A 19,497-nucleotide genomic window follows, 5' to 3' on the forward strand; every position below is an offset into this window, starting at 1 on the left:
TCGGCCCATGGCATCTGCCGTGGACCAAATGGCTATTTGAGAAAGCACTCGATCGCGGCGCGCGGGGCTGGACTTCGTTATAAGGCGAATGCATGGCATCTGCTAGGGTCTGCGTGATCGCGAACGATCGGATGCCGGGGTTGGCATCCAGGTGAATAACACCGCCGGGCGGCGCAATGCCGGCCGGTTCTTTCCACCATTCGGGGTATGCGCATGAAATTGATCACCGCTATCATCCGGCCGTTCAAGCTCGACGAGGTCCGCGAGGCCCTGTCTGCAGCGGGCGTGTCGGGAATCACCGTCACCGAGGTCAAGGGCTTCGGACGCCAGAAAGGTCACACCGAGCTGTATCGCGGCGCAGAGTATGTCGTCGACTTCCTGCCCAAGATCAAGATCGAAACGGTGGTCACCGATGATCGGCTGGACGCGGTGGTCGAGGCAATCCAGAACGCAGCCGGCACCGGCAAGATCGGCGACGGCAAGATCTTCGTGACCGCCATCGAGCAGGTCGTGCGTATCCGCACCGGCGAGATCGGTGCCGATGCGCTCTGATTCATTCCCCCCCGGAGTCCTTATGAAGACATCTCTTTTTGCCGGGTGGAAGGCCTGGTTCTGCGTCTGCATGCTGATGCTTTTCAGCGCGCTGGTGGTTGGCGGCATGGGCAACGCGTATGCGCAGTCCACTCCACAGGTCACTCCGCTGCCGACCGAGCCGGTCACCACCGAACCGCTGCCCTCCGCGCAACCGGGAACTGCACCGGTGGCTGCCGCCGAGGCCGCGCCGGTGGTGGAGAAGGGCGACGTCGCCTGGATGCTGACCTCCACGCTGCTGGTGCTGCTGATGGTGGTGCCGGGCCTGGCGCTGTTCTACGGCGGCATGGTGCGCGCCAAGAACGTGCTGTCGGTGCTGATCCAAGTCGCTGTGGTGTTCTCGCTGCTGACCATCCTGTGGGTGGTGTATGGCTATAGTCTGGCGTTCTCCGGCGAAGGCCCATGGATCGGCAATCTGGACAAGGCGCTGCTAAAGGGCGTGACCATCGAAACGCTGGCGGCGACCTTCACCAAGGGTGTCAGTCTGCCCGAATACGTGTTCGTGGCGTTCCAGTCGACCTTCGCCGGCATCACCGGCGCACTGATCGTCGGCGCCTTCGCCGAACGCGCCAAGTTCGCCGCGGTGCTGCTGTTCTCGGTGATCTGGTTCACCTTCGGCTATCTGCCGCTGGCGCACATGGTCTGGGCCACCGGCGGTTACCTGTTCGGGCTGGGCGCACTGGATTTTGCCGGCGGCACCGTGGTGCACATCAACGCTGGTATTGCCGGTCTTGTTGGAGCCTACTTCGTCGGCAAGCGTGCCGGACTGGGGCGTGAGGCGATCAAGCCGCATAACGTGACCCTGACCTTCGTCGGAGCTTCGCTGTTGTGGGTTGGTTGGTTCGGCTTCAACGCCGGCTCCAATCTGGAAGCCAACGCCGGTGCGGCGTTGGCTTTCCTCAACACCCTGCTGGCGACCGCCGCTGCCATCCTGGGCTGGTCGCTGACCGAGAAGATCATCAAGGGCAAGTCCTCCGCCCTAGGTGTGGCCTCTGGCATGGTCGCCGGTCTTGTCGGCATCACTCCGGCCTGCGGCACGGTGGGTCCGTTCGGTGCGATCGCGATTGGTCTTGCGGCCGGCGTGCTGTGCGTGTGGGGCGTCACCGGTCTCAAGCGCCTACTCGGTGCCGACGACAGCCTGGATGTGTTCGGTGTGCATGGTCTGGGCGGCATCATCGGCGCCATCCTGACCGGCGTGTTCTCGGCAGCATCGTTGGGCGGCCAGAAGGGTGGCGATTACGACATCGTGCATCAGGTCGGCATCCAGACACTGGCTGTGGGCATCACCCTGGTGTGGATCGGCGTCGTGTCGGTCGTGGGTTTCCTGTTCGCCAAGCTGGTGTTCGGCCTGCGCGTCACCGTAGAAGCCGAGCGCGAGGGCCTGGACATCACTTCGCACGGCGAAGCCGCATACGAGTAGTCCTGAGCATGCATACCCGCGGCCATGCTGCCGCGGGTGACGCAACGACCCCGGCCGGAGAGCTGCCTTGCCGGGTCCGTTTTCCCCGCCGCCCTGACGAGTGCGAATCAACTGCCGAGGTGCCTGCATGACCAGCCGCACGCCTGTGACTTTCGGCGCTGATGTGTGCTGGTCAGATGCGATCCGCCGCCATCCGGCTCCGACTTGTTTCCATGCATGCTTCGTTTTGCGCGACATCCGCGCAAGCCGATGCTGTTTGCACTAAATTGGTGCAATGGTGATGTCGGCTCCGATGCCGTCGCTGGATAGCCTGGGCACCCCGGTGGCTTGGGCCGACCGCCAGGGTTGCGTGATAGCGGTCAACCCGGCTTTCGCGCGCTGGCTTGGGGTCAGCGCGCGGCGTTTGGTGGACCAACCACTGGCCGCACTGGAAGTACAAGGCGACGCGTTGGCCCGCTTTCTGCTCAACGACGAGCGCGACGTGCTGCGCCTACATCGGCTTGCCCTGGGCCTGCCCAACGATGCGCCCCGCTTTGCCGAAGGCTGGTTGTCGCGGCTGGACGACGGCGGTTGGCTGCTGGAAACCCATCCGGTCGACGAATTTCCTGCGCTGGATCCCACCCACGCGCTGCCCAACGCCTTGAGCGCTGCGCTCAAGGGCTTGGCGCATGAACTGCGCAATCCGCTGGCCGGGCTCAAGGGCGCCGCCCAGTTGCTGGCACGTCGCTCGGCGGGGCGCGACGAAGACGAGCGCGAGTTGATCGAGTTGATCGGCACCGAAATCGAACGCCTGCACACCTTGCTCGAACGTTTGCTCTCGCCCACACCGGCGCGCCCGCACGACCGCCTCAACATCCACGTCGTGCTTGAGCGGGTGTTGCGCCTGGCCGAAGCCGAGGGCGTCTGGTCGGTGCAGGTGCAGCGCGATTACGACCCCAGCATTCCCGACATCCTTGGCGATGGCGACCGCCTGACCCAGGCGGTGTGGAATCTGGTGCGCAACGCGTTCCAGGCCGGGGCCATGCGGGTAACGCTGCGCACGCGCGTGGAGCATGGCCAGCGCATCCGCGACCGCGTGCATGCGATGTCGCTGCGGCTGGAAATCATCGACGACGGCGGCGGCGTGCCGGACGAGCTGGCCGAGCATCTATTCCTGCCGCTGGTCAGCGGACGCGCCGAAGGCAGTGGGCTGGGGTTGGCGCTGGCCCAGCAGGTCTCGCGCGAACACCACGGCACGCTGACCTATCGCTCGCGTCCGGGCCATACCGTTTTCACTCTGCTGTTGCCCGAACTGGCAGGCGATCACCACAAGGAACATCTGCATGGCTGAGGCCGCCGCGGCATCTCACCGTATCTGGGTGGTCGACGACGACCGCTCGGTCCGCTTCGTGCTGTCCACCGCCTTGCGCGATGCCGGCTACGCGGTGGACGGCTTCGCCAGCGCCGCCGCCGCGCTGCAGGCGCTGGCGATGCAGCCCACCCCGGATCTGCTGTTCACCGACGTGCGCATGCCTGGCGAAGACGGCCTGACACTGCTTGACAAGCTCAAATCCAAGCACCCGCAATTGCCGGTGATCGTCATGTCGGCCTACACCGATGTCACCAGCACGGCCGGCGCGTTCCGCGGCGGCGCGCACGAGTTTCTATCCAAGCCATTCGATCTGGATGACGCAGTGGCACTGGCCGCGCGCGCGCTGCCGGATGCCGATGCCGGTGTCGACGAAATCGTCGGCACGCGGCCGGCCGAAGGCTCTGCATCATTGATCGGCGACACGCCCGCCATGCAGGCGCTGTTCCGTGCCATCGGCCGGCTCGCGCAGGCACCGCTATCGGTGTTGATCAACGGTGAAACCGGCACCGGCAAGGAACTGGTCGCACGCGCGCTGCACAACGAATCGCCACGCTCACGCAAACCTTTCGTTGCGCTCAATACCGCAGCAATTCCTGCCGAATTGCTGGAAAGCGAGTTGTTCGGCCACGAAACCGGCGCCTTCACCGGCGCCACCAAACGCCATATCGGCCGCTTCGAACAAGCCGATGGCGGCACGTTGTTTCTTGACGAAATTGGCGACATGCCGCTGCCGCTGCAGACCCGCTTGCTGCGCGTGTTGGCGGAGAACGAATTCTTCCGCGTCGGCGGGCGCGAGTTGATCCGCGTCGATGTGCGCGTGATCGCTGCCACTCACCAGGATCTGGAAGCATTGGTTGAACAAGGCCGCTTCCGTGCCGACCTGCTGCATCGTCTGGATGTTGTGCGTCTGCAATTGCCACCGTTGCGCGAACGCCGCGGCGACATCGCGCAATTGGCGGAAAACTTTCTCGCCATGGCCGGCCGCAAACTCGATATGTTGCCCAAGCGATTGTCCTCGGCCGCGTTGGAAGACCTGCGCCAATACGACTGGCCCGGCAACGTGCGCGAGCTGGAAAACGTGTGCTGGCGCTTGGCCGCGCTGGCTACTGCCGACATCATCGATGTGATCGATGTGGAAGCCGCACTGGCGCGTGGCGGCCGTCGTCACCGTGGCGGCCGCAGCGACGGGCAGTGGGACCAAATGCTCTCCAGCTGGGCCGCACAGCGCATGAGCGAAGGCGCTCAAGGCCTGCACGCAGAAGCCCGCGAACGCCTTGACAAGACCCTACTCGAAACTGCCCTACAACTCACCCAAGGCCGCCGTGCCGAAGCCGCCGCACGCCTGGGCCTGGGCCGCAACACCGTCACCCGCAAACTGGGCCCAGGCCGCAAACGGCGCTAACCCGGCCTCTCGGTTGCAAGCCCCTCGCCCTCCGTGAGCTCGCTTTCCCAGGGTGCGCTCAGACCAGTGAATCATCGGTCGGCAACGCCGGCTCTCGACACCTATTGTGGTAGACCGCCGAGACAATAATGAGGTTGGGGTGAGGTGCCTGCGCCGATAAAAGCGCTGCCTCTCGAAGAGGAGTCGACGCCATCTCGTACCTCGCACCGCACCCCATCAACCCACATCCTCAAACAACCCGCCCACCACACCAGCCCCGTCAACACTCGAGCTGCCTGCACGCGCATTTCATGACACGTGAACATGCGCCCGCATAGGTTTCCAGCCTGATCAGGAGAACAGCTCGATGCCCCACCGGTCGTCCACGATTATTGCTCTCACCGCTTTGGCGCTGGCTGCCTGCAGCAGCACGCCACCAACTCCGCCGCCGCCGCCCCAAGCGGTGCGGATCGTGCCCACCCGCCTGGTGCAGCAGGCCGAAGCAGCGCTGGCATCGGCTTCGGGCAGCTTGGTCAGCGGTCGTGTGGTGCTGGTGCCTGCGTTACGGGGTATCCGCATCACCGGCACCGTCGGTGGGTTGCGCCCGGGCGTCGTCGTCGGCTTTCACGTGCACGAACGTGGCGATTGCAGCGCCGCCGATGCCAGCAGTGCCGGCGCGCATTTCAATCCGACCGGTGCGCCGCACGGGCGGAGCGGCAATGGCGCGCATCACCTGGGCGATATGGACAATCTGCGCGCGGACGCCGAAGGCGTCGCATATCTGGACATGATCGTTTCCGGCATCAGTCTTGGCGATGCGGCACCGACCGATGTGATGGGCAAGTCGCTGATCGTGCACGCCGATTCGGACGACTATCGAAGCCAACCCAGCGGCAATGCCGGCGCACGTCTGGCCTGCGGCGTCATTCGCGTCGCCAAATCGCGCACCTCCCCTTCGCAGCCCTGAATTGGGCATCAATGGCCGCAGCTGCGGCCTCTCTAAAGGAGTTTTTGCATGCGCATTCTTCCGACGACCTTATTCCTGGCCACCGCGCTGATGCTGACCTCGTGCAAGCGCGACGAGCCCGCACCGGCCGACCCTGCACCCGCACCGCAGGCCAGCATGCCAGCCGAAGCGGCGCATGTTGGCGAGCATGCCGCCCCCATGGTCGCCGAGGCGGCGGCCACCACCACCGCAACCGCAACCGCCGAGCTCCAGCCGACCAAGGGCAATGAGGTCAAGGGCACGGTGACATTCAAGACCGTCGACGGCGCGCTACGCGTGACCGGTCAGCTGAGCGGTCTCAAGCCCAACACCGAACACGGCTTCCATATCCACGAAAAGGGCGATTGCAGCGCACCGGACGGCAGCAGTGCCGGCGGGCACCTCAATCCGGCCCAATCCGATCACGGCAATGTCAGCGCCGACCCGCACCACGGCGGCGATATGCCCAACATCAAAGCCGATGCGCAGGGAAATGCCCGCATTGATGGCCCGGTGTCGAGCAACGTCAATCTTGGCAAGGCAGACCAGTTCGATATCGCCGGCCACGCATTGATCGTGCACGCCGATGCGGACGACTACAAAACCCAGCCCACCGGCAACGCCGGCGGCCGTCTGGCGTGCGGTGTGATCACCACCGACAACGCGCAGGCTGCAACAAAGTAGGCACTTAAACCGAACCGATTAATTACTTGAAACGCCGCGGTGATTATCACCGCGGCGTTGATTTTGGATGTTGATGAGCTGCCGGCCGCCGTAATCCGCAGACAGCTTAAAGCGGCTAACAAAACAACTGCGCTCACCGCCAGGCGGGCGCGGTCGGTGCTCGGAATCGGCATGTGCCACGCCTACACTCCGGTTCCTCCGCGCCGCCCGCACCAACCTGGACACTGCTCGCTACGTTTTGTTAGCCGCTCTTGGATGCATGCGGCCACACTGCCGTCATGCGGTTGGATCGTGTCGCCGGTTAAACTCACCGTGTCGCCGTGCTGCCCTGCAAGAACAGCAGCAACACCTGTCCAGGCGGCCATGCGCATCGTGGTGCATCGGTTCCAGTCCCAACACGCGTGCGTGAGACGCACGCGGTCCAGCTCGGCCACATGACGCCGGTTTCCAGCATGCCCTGCAGTGCAGGAGCCGAAGACACCGGCGTATCGCTCACGCCGCCAACGCCTGCCGCGGGCCCTGGCCCGGTTCTACATGCACATACAGCACCGGCAGCCCATGTGCTTCCAAGACAGCGGCCATTTGTCGCTGACGGGAGAGATATTGCTCGTACACGCCGCGCAGGCGTTCGCAGTTCTCGCGATCATGCGTGTAGTAATCGCACCAATCGGCCGGGTCGAACAGCGCAATGCGCACTTCGCCGTCGACGTAGCGCAGCACCGGTTCAGGCGACTGCTCCAGCCATTCTTCGGTGTACGGGGCGAGCAGGGCGGCTTCAATCAGTGGCCACAACGGTGCCAGGCCCTGATTGTCGTACTGGATGGAAATCATCGCTGCAAGGTCGTGCGCGGTAAGGTAACGCGCATGTTCGATGCGTGCGCCGAAACTTTCCTGCGCTAGCAGCGCGGTGTCGGCCTGGGCCATGCCCTGAGCCAGCAGCACTTGCTCCATCGCATCGGCCACCGTGGCGACGATTTCCGGATCGCCGCAAAGCAGGAACGGCAGCACGCGCAAGCTGCCGCCGGTGAGCTGTGGCTCGGCCTGGAAGGGCAGCGGAATCTGGCCTTGCGCATCGGCACCGAAGGCCAGCACGCGCGAGCCTTGGTCGCGTCCGGGCGCGCGCGCGCGCAGCTCTTCCAGACGGCGATGCAGCGGCCAGCCCGGTCGCAGCACTTCGGCCGGGTCGAAATGCGCCATCGCCACGCTCAGCTCCAGCGCGCGCACTTCAGGAATCCATTGCGCCAAGTCGCGTCCGATGCGTTCGGCCAGCATGCCAGCCTGCTCGGGCGGCAGGGCGCCACGCTCGGGGAAGGTTCCGCCCGACAATTCCAGCGCCATCACACCCATGGCGATCACGCCGTGTTCGGTCTTGCTCATGATTTGCGGTTGGCCCATCACGGGGTCGAAGCTACACTGCGGCCATTATGCCTGCCGGCCATGTGCAGGCGATGTCCCCCGAGTCCTCCATGCCAGGTCAACCGATGCCCGCAGCCCGTCCCGTCGCCATTCTGGGTGGCGTCCGTATCCCGTTCTGTCGTCAGAACACCGCATACGCGGACGTGGGCAACCTGGGCATGTCGGTGCGCACGCTGGGCGCACTGGTCGAGCGCTTCGGGCTGCATGGGCGGCAACTGGGCGAGGTGGCGATGGGCGCGGTGATCAAGCACTCCGCAGACTGGAACCTGGCGCGCGAGGCGGCGCTGTCGTCCGGGCTGTCGCCGTTGACCCCAGGCACCACCTTGCAGCGTGCCTGTGGCACCAGCCTGGATTCGGTGATTACCATCGCCAACAAGATCGCGTTGGGCCAGATCGACTCGGGCATCGGCGGCGGCTCGGACACGACCTCGGAAGTGCCGATCGTCTACGGCAAGAAGTTGCGAGCACGGTTGCTGGCGGCCAATCGGGCCAAGGCCACCGGCGACAAGCTCAAAGCCCTGATGGGAGGTTTCAAATTCGGCGAACTCAAGCCCGAATTCCCAGGCGTGGCCGAGCCGCGCACCGGCAAGAGCATGGGCGACCATTGCGAGGACATGGCCAAGGAATGGAATATCTCGCGCGAGTCGCAGGACGAGTGGGCGGTGGCCTCGCACCATAAGCTGGCCGCAGCGTATGAGCGCGGCTTCTTCGATTCGCTGATCGCCCCGTTTCGCGGCGTCTCGCGCGACAACATCTTGCGCGCAGATACCTCGCTGGAAAAGCTGGCCACGTTGCGCCCGGCGTTCGACAAGGCTTCCGGTCGCGGCACGCTGACTGCCGCCAATTCCACGCCGCTTACCGATGGCGCCGCTGCGGTGCTGTTGTCCAGCGAAGCCTGGGCGCTGGCGCACGGCCACACGCCGATGGCCTATCTGTGCGATGCGCAGGTGGCGGCAGTGGATTTCGTGCATGGTGAAGGCTTGTTGATGGCGCCAACTATAGCGGTGCCGCAAATGCTGGCGCGCCAGGGCCTGACCTTGCAGGATTTCGACATTTATGAAATCCACGAAGCCTTCGCCGCGCAGGTGTTGTGCACGTTGCGCGCGTGGGAAAGTGAAGATTACTGCCGCAATCGCCTGGGCTTGGACGCGCCCATGGGCCGCATCGACCCGGACAAGATCAACCCGCTTGGTTCGTCGCTGGCCACCGGCCACCCGTTCGCCGCCACCGGCGCGCGTGTGGTGACCACCGCGGCCAAACAGCTGGAAGAACGCGGTGGTGGCCGTGCGTTGATTTCGATCTGTACGGCTGGCGGCATGGGTGTGGTGGCAATCGTCGAGCGCTGATCGCTGCTGCGCAGCGGGATTCGGGATTCGCGAAGGGGAAGCCTGTTTTTGCGAATCCCGAATCCCGAATTGCTTATTTGTAATCAAACGTTATCGACTACAGAACGCGATCGTCCGGCGCGAGCGGATCGGCTGGCGGTGTTTCATACGCCGAAAAGATCGACTCGGGCAGTGAGTGCTGCGGCATGGTCTCGTGCACCGGTTCACCACGTGCGGCACGCAAGGCATTGGCATAGCAATGCTGCGCTGAAAACAGATCGCCTGCCGCCGCGAAGCCGTGTCCGAGTTCTTCCCAGGCCGGGCTACCAGCACCGTTGGCCACAGCGCGATGCAGAAATTCTTCGGCCTGCGACCACTGCTGTTGGTGGCGTGCCAGCCGCGCCAGCGTCAGCAACAGACCCGGGCTATCCGGATACTGGGTCAGCCAACGCTGCGCACTGGCGCGACGCGAATCGTATTTTTCCAGAGGCAGCACGCCGTACAGACGCACCAGCGATTCGTCCCACTGCGTATCCAGCGCCTGTTCCAGGCTGTGGACGGCCGCATCGTCCCAATGCAGTATCGCCGCGCGCTGTGCGTAAGCGCCGACTACTGCTGGATAAGTGCGCAGTGGTTTGGGCAATGTTTCCCAACGCTCGGCCAGTGCATTGGCGTCGCTGGCCTGCAACAGCGTTTGTTCGGCCAACGTCGCTTCCAGCGCGCTGTAGGCGTCGGGTGCCAGCACTGCCTGCTGACGCAAGGCGCCAAGCTGACCGTAAGCTTCATCGGCGCGACCGATCTGCGCCAATGCGTGCGTACGCAGCAGCAGGCCGCGCGCCGGCAGCGGTTGAGCGTTGGCGATGTCGAGTGCATTGATCGCCTCGACCGGGCGTTGCCGTGCCAGATACCGCTCGCCTTGCAGCAATGCATGCGCGGTGGGGTCGCGCTCGGCCAATTGCTGGGCCAGTGCATTGGCCCCTGCCTCATCGCCGCGCGCGTCGGCCACCCGCACTGCGCTTGCCAACGCAATGCCGCTGACTTCGTCGTCTTCGCTGGCGTTTACCAGCAGGCGTTCGGCGCGCTGCCACTGGCCATGATCGGCCGCGCGCAGGCCTTCAATCAGTCGCGCACGGCCTTTCTTGTGGCGGTACTTGCCCCAGACGCGGAACGGCAGGCTGATCAGCGTCCACAACAGCCACAACACCAACAGCGCGATGACCAGGATCAGCGCCGCTTGCGGCATGGCCGCGCGGTAGTCGTTGCCATCAACGCTGACCACCACGTTGCCCAGGTCGTAACTGTTCTGGTGCGACAGCCACTGCGCACCGAGCACGCCCAGCGCTACGGCAACCAACAGAATCAAGACGGTACGCAACACTTTCATTGAGTGGATCTCCCTTCACGCATGGCCTGCAATTGCAGCAGGGTGGTGCCCAGTTCCGGCAGGCGCGGACGCAGTGGCGCTTGTTGCAGGGTGCGCAGGCGCGTACGCACCTGGCGACGTTGTGGCGAATCCGGCCACAGCCGGATAATCCAGCTATCGATGCGCCGCAACGATTGCGCGAAGCCATCGACATCGCCACGTTCTGCCGCCGCGCGGGCCAGGCTGACTTCGATCTGCAACGCATCGTGCCCAGCGTTGCGGTCGCCGCCGGTTAGCAGGGCATCGCCACGGCTGGGACGAATGTCCACCAGCGGTGCCAGTACTTTCTGCCACCACGGTTGCGCTGCATTGTTTTTTTGCGCGGTCTGTCCCGGCAAACGGTGCAGATCGGTGGCCAGTTTGTCCAATGTTCGTCCGACCTGCGCTTGCGGGCCGGCGCCGAGGCGATCTAGCGCATCGCGTTCCTGCACTAGTGCCTGACGCACATTGAGATACCCCGGATCGTCGATGCCGTTGAGCGTGCCGTTCGCCAGCGCATAGGCGCGGCGCGCACCATCGACATCGCCGGCAATGCTAAGCCGCTGTTGGCCGAGCCGAAGCAGCAATTCCACTTCATCCAACCGCAGCGCTTGTGCGCCGTGGCGATTGGGATCTGCCAGTTTTTGCATGGTTTCTTCAAGTAGCGCGCTGCGCTGACTCAAGCCGAGCATCTCATCGCGCAGCACGCGATTGGTTGCCGCCGCATCTTGCTGACGCTCGTTGGCCAATCGCTGATCGCGTCGCAGCGTTTCCAACATCTGTTGCATGCCATCCCAGCGCTGTTGCTGCGCTTCGGCCGCCTGCAGCTGTTCGGCCTGATACGTCTGCCATGTGCGCCAGCCCAGAAACAGCGCCGCGCCCACCGCCACCACGGCGACGACAAGCAGCAGCCATGCCAACGGAAAGCGTCGCGTGGGAGCGGGCATGTCAGTCATTCGGGCATCCTCGGGCGGTCACGACCGGCGTAGGCGCCGCAGTCATCTCATACAGCATGGCGTGCAGCGGCAGACGCCCGCAAGCTGTGTTTGAGTTCGGAGTTCAGCAAAGTCGCAGCGGCGTCATGATTGCGGCAGCGGCAGCGGCCAAGTGCACGGGCAGTGGACCTGCGGCACGTACGACATGCATGAAGCCGGCAGCGTGTGCGGATTGGAGCATGCGATCGCTGGAGGCCACCACTGGCCGCTGCCGCCACGCCTCGATCAGCGCAGCAGGCAGTTGTTGCAAGACCAATGACAATGCTTCGGCGCTGCTCAGTGCCAATACACTGCGTGGCAGTGCGACGGACAAGGCCTGCACTGCCGATGCCCGCAATCGCAGTGCAATGCGTTGATAGACATCGGCGCGCAGGATGTGTGCGCCGCGCTGTTCCAGCGCAGGTGCCAGCATGCCGCGTCCACCCGGTGCGGTGATCAATCCGACCGTGTCCGGCGGTGGCTGGAACAGCGGCAGCGCGAGCAGCCCTTCGCTATCCATGCGCGCAGGGCGTACCACGGTGTCGATTCCGCAGGCCTGCAATGTGCGTGCGGTACCGTCGCCCACGCTCACCCATTGCGCCTGCGCCGGACGTTGCAGCGGCGCAAGACGGTGCGCCGCCTTTACGGCTGCAGGGCTGGTGAACACTGCGATCGGTGCTTCCAGCGCTTTCCGCAACGCAGCTCGCGACTGCGCGGTGTCGTTGGTCTGCAAGCGCCACGGTGACAGCGCGAGGACGCGCCCGCCATGCCGCGCCACTGGTCGCCGCAGCGGCGCGTGGTCGCCGCTGGGCCTCAGCGAGATCAGGGTCCAGGCATCGGCGGATGGGGCGGCGCGCGTCATCCGCCGATTATGCTAGAGCGGCGCAATGGCGGGACAGCGGCAATCGGTCGCGGTTCCGTTCATGCGCCATGGCTGCCGTTGCGGTGCTCGACCGGGCATACGCCAGCACATGCATACAGACACCAAGGCGGCGTTTAAGCGCCAGGGGAAAATCCGTAACCACTTGAAAAATAGCTGAATCAAGTCGTGACCCGGCGCGACAACCGCACTTGGAGTGGCGCCGTGATCAGGCCCTGCCTCATCAATATGCAGCGCAGTAGCGACCGTCTGCAGACCATGTCGGCGCATTTCAAAGTGGCCGACGCTGCCGAGCGGCGGCTAGGTCTGGTATCCCAATCGACCTATCAGCCTTGCTGTCCTGTGCGCGCCGGAGCATTGATCATCACCCGGGAAGCGCGCGATTGCTGATGGCTGCCGAAGCGCGCTGGCGCATCATGGTCGACATCGTTGTGTTTGCGCCTGAGAGCGATTCAAAAAAACCAGCCCGTGTCACCAGACAACGCTGCACGCGTTCACCATGCGGTACCGCATGTCATCCAGGTGCACAAGACGCTCGCAGAACATTGCGGCATGATGCCGCTCTTCGCCGTTTTTCAGCCTTTGCCGATGACGCTTTCGTGCCCGCTCGCATCCGCCCTGCAGTCGCTGCAGCAGCAATTCAGCGCCATGCCGCCAGTGCTGTCGATGGGCATCGCCGTCGACGGGTTGTACGACGGTGCGCTGCGTCTGCGCGCGCCACTGCAGGCCAATGTCAACGATAAGGCCAATGCGTTCGGCGGCAGCCTGGCCTCGCTGATGACATTGGCCAGCTGGGGATGGTTGACCCTGCAACTGCGACTGGCCGGCCACAGCGCCGATGTCTATGTCGCCGACAGCCAGCTGCGCTATGTCGCGCCGGTGTACGAGGATCTGGTGGCCAACGCCGAGCCGTCCGAAATGGCGAGCTGGGAGGCATTTTTGGCTACCTTCCGGCAACGCGGCAAGGCCCCCATCGGCATGCGTGCACAGATCGCGCTGGGCTCCGGTACGGCGGCGGCCACATTGAGCGGGCGCTTCGTGGCGTTTGCGAAACAGTAGAGATGCGGGCTGGATTCAAGGGGAATGCGCATGCGTGCAGTAATGGTGGCGATGCTGGTGCTGGTGCTGGTGAGCGGGGTGGCCAATGCCAGCAGTCGCACCCAGGCGCGCGCACTGGAAATAACGCAGGCCGCCTACACGGCCGCAGTGCGCTGGAGCGATTTCGATGCCGCGCAGAGCTTTGTCGAACCGGCCTATGCGCTGGCGCGTCCGCTCAGCGACCTGGAACGCTCGCGCTACGAGCAGGTGCAGATTTCCGGCTACCGCGAGGTGCGCGTGGGTGAAGACGTCGATGGGACCATGCGCCGCGAGGTCGAACTGCGCGTGGTCAACCGCAATACCCAGGCCGAGCGGCTGGTGCGCAGCATCGAACTGTGGCGCTGGGATGCCGAGCGCAAACGCTGGTGGCTGGCCAGTGGCCTGCCCGATCTTTGGCAGGGCCAGTAGCCCGGCGCTTTCTGCGCTGGCCGTCGCGTGCGCCAGCTATGCGACAATTCCCGCCCGCTTTGATTGACCCTGAACCCGTGAATTTCGAAGATCTGCAGGCCTTTGTCGGCCGCAACCCCATGTTGTCGCTGGCCCTGGTGGGCCTGACCATCGCCCTGATCGTCACCGAAGTCGCGCGCCTGTTCCGTGGGTACCGCGCACTCCAGCCGGCCGAGCTGACCCGTTTGATCAACAGCGAAAACGCGCTGGTGATCGATCTGTCGCCCACCGCCGATTTCGAAAAAGGCCATATCGCCGGTAGCCGGAGTGTGGCGCTGGCCAAGTTCGAGCCGGCCGGCAAGTTGCTCGCCAATGCCAAGGCCTCCGCTGTGGTGGTGGTCTGCCGTAACGGCAACGCCTCCGCAGATGCCGCCAAGACGCTGAAGAAGGCTGGCTTCGCGCAGGTGTACTGGCTCGAAGGTGGCGTGGCTGCCTGGCAGGTGGCCGAGCTGCCGCTGGTCAAGGGCCGCGCCTGATCGCACCTTGTGAGGCGCTGGGCAAGTCCCCATTGCTTGCGTGAGAGACTCGTGCTTTCACATCTTGCATCATTCAACGCTGCATCCACAGAACCGTTTCTGGAGTTAGGAATGTCCGACGAAATCATCAACGGCGCGGCTGCGCCGGCCGACGCCGCTGCTGGCCCCGCTTTCACCATCGAGAAGATTTACGTCAAGGACGTTTCTTTCGAATCGCCGAACGCACCGACCGTCTTCAATGACGCCAACCAGCCCGAGCTGCAGCTGAACCTTAATCAAAAGGTGCAGCGCCTTAACGATAACGCCTTCGAAGTCGTGCTGGCTGTGACCCTGACCTGCACCGCCAGCGGCAAGACCGCGTACGTGGCCGAAGTGCAGCAGGCGGGCGTGTTCGGCCTGGTCGGTCTGGACCCGCAGGCGATCGACGTGCTGCTCGGCACCCAATGCCCGAACATTCTGTTCCCGTATGTGCGCACCCTGGTCAGCGACCTGATCCAGGCTGGCGGCTTCCCACCGTTCTATCTGCAGCCGATCAATTTCGAAGCTCTGTACGCAGAGACTCTGCGTCAACGTTCGCAGGGCCAAGACGCCTCGTTGGCCGATTCCGAGCCGGGTGGCAATGCCTAAGCATCGCCTGCGCCGATGAGCGATTCGAAACAGAAGATCGCCGTTCTCGGCGCCGGTTCCTGGGGAACGGCCTTGGCCGCACTGCTCGCCAGACACGGTCACCCGACCGTGCTCTGGGGGCGCGATGCGTCGATGGTGGATGCCATCGATCGCAGCCACGAGAACGTGCGCTATTTGCCGGGCATTACGCTGCCTGAGAATCTGCGCGCGACCACCGATCTGCGGCTGGCCATTGCCGCTGCAGGTTGGATCCTGGTTGTGGTTCCCTCGCATGCGTTCACCGAGACCATCCAGCTGATTGCACCGCTGCGTCCGGGCGGTGAAGGTGTTGCGTGGGCGACCAAGGGGTTCGAGCCCGGCTCCGGGCGGTTTCTGCATGAAGTTGCGCGCGACATCCTCGGCCCCAGCGTTCCGCTTGCCGTAGTAACCGGGCCGTCGTTCGCCAAGGAAGTCACGCTCGGCTTGCCGACCGCCATTACTGTGCACGGCGACGATGCGGCGTTTGCGCAAGTAGTAGCCGATGCGATGCATGGCCCCACCTTCCGCGCCTACACCGGTGATGACATGGTGGGCGCCGAGCTCGGTGGCGCGATGAAAAATGTGCTGGCGGTAGCGACCGGTGTGGCCGACGGCATGCAACTCGGCCTCAACGCACGCGCCGGTTTGATCACGCGTGGCTTGAACGAGATGCTGCGCCTGGCGGCAGTCATCGGTGCACGTCCAGAAACCTTGATGGGCCTGGCCGGGTTGGGCGATCTGGTGCTGACCTGCACTGGCGATCTGTCGCGCAATCGTCGGTTGGGATTGGCGTTGGGACGTGGGCAGAGCCTGAACGATGCGATCGGCCAGATCGGCCAGGTCGTCGAGTCGGTACAGACCGCCGACGAAGTCATGCGTCAGGCCGAACACCACGGCATCGAATTACCCATCTCCAACGCCGTGCGTGCCGTATTGCATGGCGAGATCAGCCCGGAAGCAGGCTTGAAAGAATTGCTGGCACGCGAGCGTAAGCCCGAGTATCCGCAGACCTTGTTTAGTCGGCCTTGAAAAAATAGCTTTCAGCAAGTCCTTGCCGCATAGAGCATTGGTCTGGGCACCATCGACGTCATCACGATGGCTCGGAGCCAGACACAACAAAACACGATCCAACGCATCAGCCAGCGCGCAGGTTATAGCCAGCAGTGGCGCCGATGGCGCTCAGTGCATCGCCCTGCGCGCGTTGATCGTCTGCGCTAGCAATTCCTCCAATCCTCGCTTCGCCCAGGCTTGGTGTAGCTACGGATACGGGGTTTTTTCAGGAGCGACTGTTTACCTGATTGGTGGCCAGCCGGCTGCGGAATACGGCATCTAGAACAGCAAAACGCGCGGCAATGACCGGCGTTTTCTGTCTTGCCCAGGCAACACTAGCCCAGTTGCGCGACGCATGCCGCTGCAGTGGCATGCATTTCGCCCCCGAATGAAGAACTGATGCTGCAACGGTCGCGGCATCTTCAGCGCTGCCTGACACCGTACGCTGCGCCAACAGCTTATGGCCCACGCCGCGCTAGCGCGGGCTTCCAGTCATTGCGCGGCGCTGCTGCCGACTATCGGAAGAAAGCGTTCCGAGGCGCACGCGACGACGGGTTGCCGGCCCTATCCAAAACAAAGAAGCCCGGTCGTGTGACCGGGCTTCTGGTGCAGCGCGCCAAAAACGCGGGCGCTGCGGTCAAACATGCTGGCGTGTCGGCTTGTGCTTACCAGCTGAAGCGCGGGCCGACCGACCATTCCTTGTTGCCGTCGCCATCCATACGGATATCGCCGTTGATGCCCCAGTTCTGGTTCAACTTCACCTGGGCGCCAAGGCGGCCGTAGAAGTCGTTACCGATGTCGACGCCACGCTTCTTTGAGAAATCTTCGTAGCCAGCCAGAGCATACACTTCGAAGTGTTCGCCGAAGGCGTTACGCAGACCGGCTTCAACGCTGTAGCCGTCGAAGCTGATGTTCGGGGTGTCCAGGTCCAGCTTGCGGTAAGCGACGCGGGCAACGAAATCGGTGCTCGTGGCGATTTCGTGGTTATAGCCCACACCGACACCCCACTGCTGGAAGTCGGAGTTGGAGCTGGCGAACACGTTGTCGTCGTCGTCAGCGTTCTGCTTGCTGTAATCGCCGAACACGTGGAAGTTCGGGGCAACGGCGTAGGACGCCTTCGCGCCCCAACCATCAGCGTCGCGGCCTTCGGTCGGAGTGCGCACGTAGTCGCCTTCGACGAAGTTGTAGGAGAGGTTTTCAGCAGCGGAGGCCGCAAACGGCAGGGCTGCAAGAAGGCCGAGGGCCAGCAGTGAGTTCTTCATGATCGGTACCTGTACTTATGGTTTGGGCCGGCGCTGAGGCGAATGCCGTTCGCTGCCGAGATGTAAATTCTCCGTTATTCGATGGAACGCCAGATGAATTAACGACTGACCAGTTGATGAATCATCGCGCCAGATTCAGCTCCGCTGCCTTGTGGTTACGTATGAACGCGCGTAGCGCACGTGCAAAGCGTGACGTTGTTGTGGTTGCGCGGCGCAAATGTGAGACGCGTGTTCAGGAATGCAGAAATGTCGGCGCTTTTGCGCGGTCTCGCATGCGAGCACATTGTACTGACATCATCGCTGTGAGCATTGCGGCTCTTTGGGCTTGTGCGGAGCTGCATCGTGGCGAAGAAGAATACGTTGGCGCGATTTCTGGCCGAAACGCTGCAGAGCGCGGGTGTTGAGCGGATCTGGGGTGTAACCGGCGACAGCCTCAACGGCTTGAGCGATGCGTTGCGCCAGATGCAGACCATTGAATGGATGCATGTACGCCACGAGGAAGTTGCTGCGTTCGCGGCCGGCGCCGAGGCTGCGGTGACCGGGCAGCTGGCGGTGTGTGCGGGCAGCTGCGGGCCGGGCAATCTGCATTTGATCAATGGGCTGTTCGATTGTCATCGCAGTCGCCAGCCGGTGCTGGCGATTGCCGCGCACATTCCATCGTCTGAGATCGGGCTGAGCTATTTTCAGGAGACCCATCCGCAGGAATTGTTCCGCGAGTGCAGTCACTTCGTGGAGTTGGTCACCAATCCGGCGCAACTGCCGGAAGTGCTGCATCGGGCGATGCGCACCGCGATCCTGCAGCGAGGCGTGGCGGTGCTGGTGATCCCCGGCGATATTGCGCTGCTGGAAGTGGACACGCAGCTGTCGACCGCTTGGCCGCCGCTGCGCGCACCGCGCGTGTTGCCTGCAGCTGAAGATGTGCAGCAACTGGCCCAGCTGCTGCGGCACAGCAAGGCGGTCACATTGTTGTGCGGCAGTGGTTGCGCGGGCGCGCATGATGCGGTGGTGGCCTTGGCCGACACGTTGTGTGCACCGATCGTGCATGCGCTGCGCGGCAAGGAATATGTGGAGTGGGAGAACCCGTTCGATGTCGGCATGACTGGTCTGATCGGTTTCAGTTCCGGTTATCACGCAATGCTCAATTGCGACACCTTGATCATGCTGGGTACGGACTTCCCGTATCGGCAGTTTTATCCGAAGGAAGCGACCATCGTGCAGGTGGATCGCGACCCCAGCGCGCTGGGGCGGCGCACGCCACTGCAGCTGGGCATCGCTGCCGATGTGGACGAAACCATCGCCGCGTTGCTGCCGCAGCTGCAGCGTTGCGAGGAGCGCAGCTTCCTGGATAAATCGCTTGCGCATTACCGAAAGGCGCGCGAAGGACTCGACGATCTGGCGGTGCCGGCAGATCCGGGCGAGCCGTTGCATCCGCAGTTCGTCGCACGGCTGATCAGCCAGATCGCCGATCAGGATGCGGTGTTCACCTGCGATGTCGGCACGCCGACGGTATGGGCTGCGCGCTACCTACGCATGAACGGCAAGCGCCGTTTGCTGGGTTCGTTCAACCACGGCTCGATGGCCAATGCGATGCCACAGGCGCTGGGCGCGCAGGCGGCGTTTCCGGCGCGGCAGGTGATCTCGCTGTCGGGCGACGGTGGTTTTGCGATGTTGATGGGCGACTTTCTCTCGCTGGCGCAGTTGAATCTGCCGGTAAAGGTAGTGGTGTTCAATAACGCGTCGCTGGGATTCGTGGCGATGGAGATGAAGGCCGCCGGTTATCTGGATACCGGTACCGAGTTGCGCAATCCGGACTTTGCGGCGATGAGCAATGCAATGGGCATCCTCGGCATCCGGGTGGATGAGTCCTCACAGCTGGAGCGAGCACTGCGGCAAGCATTCGTGCACTCCGGACCGGCGTTGGTGGATGTGCGTATCGCCACGCAGGAGCTGGCAGCACCGCCGGCAATCAAACTTGAACAGGCCAAGGGCATGGGCTTGTACCTGCTCAAGGCGGTGATGACAGGGCGCGGCGATGAAGTGATCGAATTGGTCAAGACCAACTTTCGCTGACGCGGCTGCTTGTGTCGAAGATATCGCACGTCTCTACGGG

19 protein-coding genes and 1 other RNA gene are annotated in these 19,497 nt (G+C 63.7%); 15 read left to right on the forward strand and 5 right to left on the reverse strand.

Going from position 1 to position 19,497, the window contains the following annotated elements:
- The first annotated feature begins 213 nt into the window (after positions 1 to 213).
- The 7 genes from J5I97_RS00830 to J5I97_RS00860 all read left to right on the forward strand — a co-directional run bounded on the left by J5I97_RS00830 (position 214) and on the right by J5I97_RS00860 (position 6,659).
- On the forward strand, positions 214 to 552 hold the full coding sequence (locus J5I97_RS00830; RefSeq protein WP_002808480.1) for a P-II family nitrogen regulator: 339 nt from the start codon (positions 214 to 216) through the stop codon (positions 550 to 552).
- A 22-nt stretch (positions 553 to 574) separates the two neighbouring features.
- Positions 575 to 2,011 (forward strand): ammonium transporter, encoded by a 1,437-nt coding sequence (locus tag J5I97_RS00835; RefSeq protein WP_208588408.1) that lies wholly within the window; start codon positions 575 to 577, stop codon positions 2,009 to 2,011.
- A 274-nt stretch (positions 2,012 to 2,285) separates the two neighbouring features.
- The gene (locus tag J5I97_RS00840) at positions 2,286 to 3,341 is read left to right on the forward strand and encodes a two-component system sensor histidine kinase NtrB (RefSeq protein ID WP_208588410.1); all 1,056 of its coding nucleotides are present in this window, start codon (positions 2,286 to 2,288) and stop codon (positions 3,339 to 3,341) included.
- A complete protein-coding gene (gene ntrC / locus J5I97_RS00845) occupies positions 3,334 to 4,764 on the forward strand; it encodes a nitrogen regulation protein NR(I) (protein ID WP_208588411.1) in 1,431 nt (476 codons plus the stop codon). The genes J5I97_RS00840 and ntrC overlap by 8 nt, the downstream gene beginning before the upstream one ends.
- 346 nt (positions 4,765 to 5,110) lie before the next feature.
- The gene (locus J5I97_RS00850) at positions 5,111 to 5,710 is read left to right on the forward strand and encodes a superoxide dismutase family protein (protein WP_208588412.1); all 600 of its coding nucleotides are present in this window, start codon (positions 5,111 to 5,113) and stop codon (positions 5,708 to 5,710) included.
- A 48-nt stretch (positions 5,711 to 5,758) separates the two neighbouring features.
- Positions 5,759 to 6,412 (forward strand): superoxide dismutase family protein, encoded by a 654-nt coding sequence (locus tag J5I97_RS00855; RefSeq protein WP_208588413.1) that lies wholly within the window; start codon positions 5,759 to 5,761, stop codon positions 6,410 to 6,412.
- Between the two features lie 171 nt (positions 6,413 to 6,583).
- Positions 6,584 to 6,659: non-coding RNA, sX9 sRNA (locus tag J5I97_RS00860), on the forward strand.
- 245 nt (positions 6,660 to 6,904) lie between these two features.
- Here the strand turns inward: J5I97_RS00860 and J5I97_RS00865 are convergent.
- Positions 6,905 to 7,789 (reverse strand): hypothetical protein, encoded by an 885-nt coding sequence (locus tag J5I97_RS00865; RefSeq protein ID WP_208588414.1) that lies wholly within the window; start codon positions 7,787 to 7,789, stop codon positions 6,905 to 6,907.
- A gap of 89 nt (positions 7,790 to 7,878) precedes the next feature.
- Between J5I97_RS00865 and J5I97_RS00870 the strand changes: the two genes are divergently transcribed.
- Positions 7,879 to 9,174, forward strand: a complete 1,296-nt coding sequence (locus tag J5I97_RS00870; RefSeq protein WP_208588415.1) for an acetyl-CoA C-acetyltransferase — start codon at positions 7,879 to 7,881, stop codon at positions 9,172 to 9,174.
- Positions 9,175 to 9,271: 97 nt separating this feature from the next.
- On the opposite strand, the gene J5I97_RS00875 is transcribed toward J5I97_RS00870, so the two are convergent.
- The 3 genes from J5I97_RS00875 to J5I97_RS00885 form a co-directional block, all read right to left on the reverse strand.
- Positions 9,272 to 10,537: a heme biosynthesis protein HemY gene (locus J5I97_RS00875; RefSeq protein ID WP_208588416.1), complete on the reverse strand. Its 1,266-nt coding sequence runs from the start codon at positions 10,535 to 10,537 to the stop codon at positions 9,272 to 9,274.
- Positions 10,534 to 11,511, reverse strand: a complete 978-nt coding sequence (locus J5I97_RS00880; RefSeq protein WP_208588417.1) for a uroporphyrinogen-III C-methyltransferase — start codon at positions 11,509 to 11,511, stop codon at positions 10,534 to 10,536. Before J5I97_RS00880 ends, J5I97_RS00875 begins: the two co-directional genes overlap by 4 nt.
- A gap of 103 nt (positions 11,512 to 11,614) precedes the next feature.
- On the reverse strand, positions 11,615 to 12,391 hold the full coding sequence (locus J5I97_RS00885) for a uroporphyrinogen-III synthase (RefSeq protein WP_208588418.1): 777 nt from the start codon (positions 12,389 to 12,391) through the stop codon (positions 11,615 to 11,617).
- A 222-nt stretch (positions 12,392 to 12,613) separates the two neighbouring features.
- On the opposite strand from J5I97_RS00885, the gene J5I97_RS20455 reads away from it, so the two are divergent.
- The 6 genes from J5I97_RS20455 (at position 12,614) to J5I97_RS00915 (ending at position 16,104) form a co-directional block, all read left to right on the forward strand.
- Positions 12,614 to 12,799 carry a hypothetical protein gene (locus tag J5I97_RS20455; protein WP_208588420.1) on the forward strand — a complete coding sequence of 62 codons (186 nt, stop codon included), beginning with the start codon at positions 12,614 to 12,616 and terminating at the stop codon, positions 12,797 to 12,799.
- Positions 12,800 to 12,997: 198 nt separating this feature from the next.
- On the forward strand, positions 12,998 to 13,468 hold the full coding sequence (locus J5I97_RS00895) for a YiiD C-terminal domain-containing protein (protein ID WP_208588421.1): 471 nt from the start codon (positions 12,998 to 13,000) through the stop codon (positions 13,466 to 13,468).
- A gap of 30 nt (positions 13,469 to 13,498) precedes the next feature.
- On the forward strand, positions 13,499 to 13,915 hold the full coding sequence (locus tag J5I97_RS00900; protein ID WP_208588423.1) for a hypothetical protein: 417 nt from the start codon (positions 13,499 to 13,501) through the stop codon (positions 13,913 to 13,915).
- Between the two features lie 77 nt (positions 13,916 to 13,992).
- Positions 13,993 to 14,430 carry a rhodanese-like domain-containing protein gene (locus J5I97_RS00905; RefSeq protein WP_208588425.1) on the forward strand — a complete coding sequence of 146 codons (438 nt, stop codon included), beginning with the start codon at positions 13,993 to 13,995 and terminating at the stop codon, positions 14,428 to 14,430.
- A 111-nt stretch (positions 14,431 to 14,541) separates the two neighbouring features.
- A complete protein-coding gene (gene secB / locus J5I97_RS00910; protein WP_208588427.1) occupies positions 14,542 to 15,057 on the forward strand; it encodes a protein-export chaperone SecB in 516 nt (171 codons plus the stop codon).
- 15 nt (positions 15,058 to 15,072) lie between these two features.
- Positions 15,073 to 16,104: an NAD(P)H-dependent glycerol-3-phosphate dehydrogenase gene (locus J5I97_RS00915; protein WP_208588428.1), complete on the forward strand. Its 1,032-nt coding sequence runs from the start codon at positions 15,073 to 15,075 to the stop codon at positions 16,102 to 16,104.
- Between the two features lie 686 nt (positions 16,105 to 16,790).
- Here the strand turns inward: J5I97_RS00915 and J5I97_RS00920 are convergent.
- On the reverse strand, positions 16,791 to 17,387 hold the full coding sequence (locus J5I97_RS00920) for a diffusible signal factor-reguated Ax21 faimly virulence factor (protein WP_208588430.1): 597 nt from the start codon (positions 17,385 to 17,387) through the stop codon (positions 16,791 to 16,793).
- 360 nt (positions 17,388 to 17,747) lie between these two features.
- On the opposite strand from J5I97_RS00920, the gene poxB reads away from it, so the two are divergent.
- A complete protein-coding gene (poxB, locus tag J5I97_RS00925; protein ID WP_208591492.1) occupies positions 17,748 to 19,457 on the forward strand; it encodes a ubiquinone-dependent pyruvate dehydrogenase in 1,710 nt (569 codons plus the stop codon).
- Positions 19,458 to 19,497 lie beyond the last annotated feature (40 nt).

The organism is Xanthomonas fragariae (assembly GCF_017603965.1).
In the GTDB taxonomy this organism is placed as follows: Bacteria; Pseudomonadota; Gammaproteobacteria; order Xanthomonadales; family Xanthomonadaceae; genus Xanthomonas; species Xanthomonas fragariae_A.

Excerpts from the sequence above, each read along its gene's own strand:
- J5I97_RS00830 (WP_002808480.1), top strand. The coding sequence starts at position 214 with ATGAAATTGATCACCGCTATCATCCGGCCGTTCAAGCTCGACGAGGTC.
- J5I97_RS00835 (WP_208588408.1), top strand. The coding sequence starts at position 575 with ATGAAGACATCTCTTTTTGCCGGGTGGAAGGCCTGGTTCTGCGTCTGC.
- J5I97_RS00840 (WP_208588410.1), top strand. The coding sequence starts at position 2,286 with ATGGTGATGTCGGCTCCGATGCCGTCGCTGGATAGCCTGGGCACCCCG.
- ntrC (WP_208588411.1), top strand. The coding sequence starts at position 3,334 with ATGGCTGAGGCCGCCGCGGCATCTCACCGTATCTGGGTGGTCGACGAC.
- J5I97_RS00850 (WP_208588412.1), top strand. The coding sequence starts at position 5,111 with ATGCCCCACCGGTCGTCCACGATTATTGCTCTCACCGCTTTGGCGCTG.
- J5I97_RS00855 (WP_208588413.1), top strand. The coding sequence starts at position 5,759 with ATGCGCATTCTTCCGACGACCTTATTCCTGGCCACCGCGCTGATGCTG.
- J5I97_RS00865 (WP_208588414.1), bottom strand. The coding sequence starts at position 7,789 with ATGAGCAAGACCGAACACGGCGTGATCGCCATGGGTGTGATGGCGCTG.
- J5I97_RS00870 (WP_208588415.1), top strand. The coding sequence starts at position 7,879 with ATGCCAGGTCAACCGATGCCCGCAGCCCGTCCCGTCGCCATTCTGGGT.
- J5I97_RS00875 (WP_208588416.1), bottom strand. The coding sequence starts at position 10,537 with ATGAAAGTGTTGCGTACCGTCTTGATTCTGTTGGTTGCCGTAGCGCTG.
- J5I97_RS00880 (WP_208588417.1), bottom strand. The coding sequence starts at position 11,511 with ATGACTGACATGCCCGCTCCCACGCGACGCTTTCCGTTGGCATGGCTG.
- J5I97_RS00885 (WP_208588418.1), bottom strand. The coding sequence starts at position 12,391 with ATGACGCGCGCCGCCCCATCCGCCGATGCCTGGACCCTGATCTCGCTG.
- J5I97_RS00895 (WP_208588421.1), top strand. The coding sequence starts at position 12,998 with ATGACGCTTTCGTGCCCGCTCGCATCCGCCCTGCAGTCGCTGCAGCAG.
- J5I97_RS00900 (WP_208588423.1), top strand. The coding sequence starts at position 13,499 with ATGCGTGCAGTAATGGTGGCGATGCTGGTGCTGGTGCTGGTGAGCGGG.
- secB (WP_208588427.1), top strand. The coding sequence starts at position 14,542 with ATGTCCGACGAAATCATCAACGGCGCGGCTGCGCCGGCCGACGCCGCT.
- J5I97_RS00915 (WP_208588428.1), top strand. The coding sequence starts at position 15,073 with ATGAGCGATTCGAAACAGAAGATCGCCGTTCTCGGCGCCGGTTCCTGG.
- J5I97_RS00920 (WP_208588430.1), bottom strand. The coding sequence starts at position 17,387 with ATGAAGAACTCACTGCTGGCCCTCGGCCTTCTTGCAGCCCTGCCGTTT.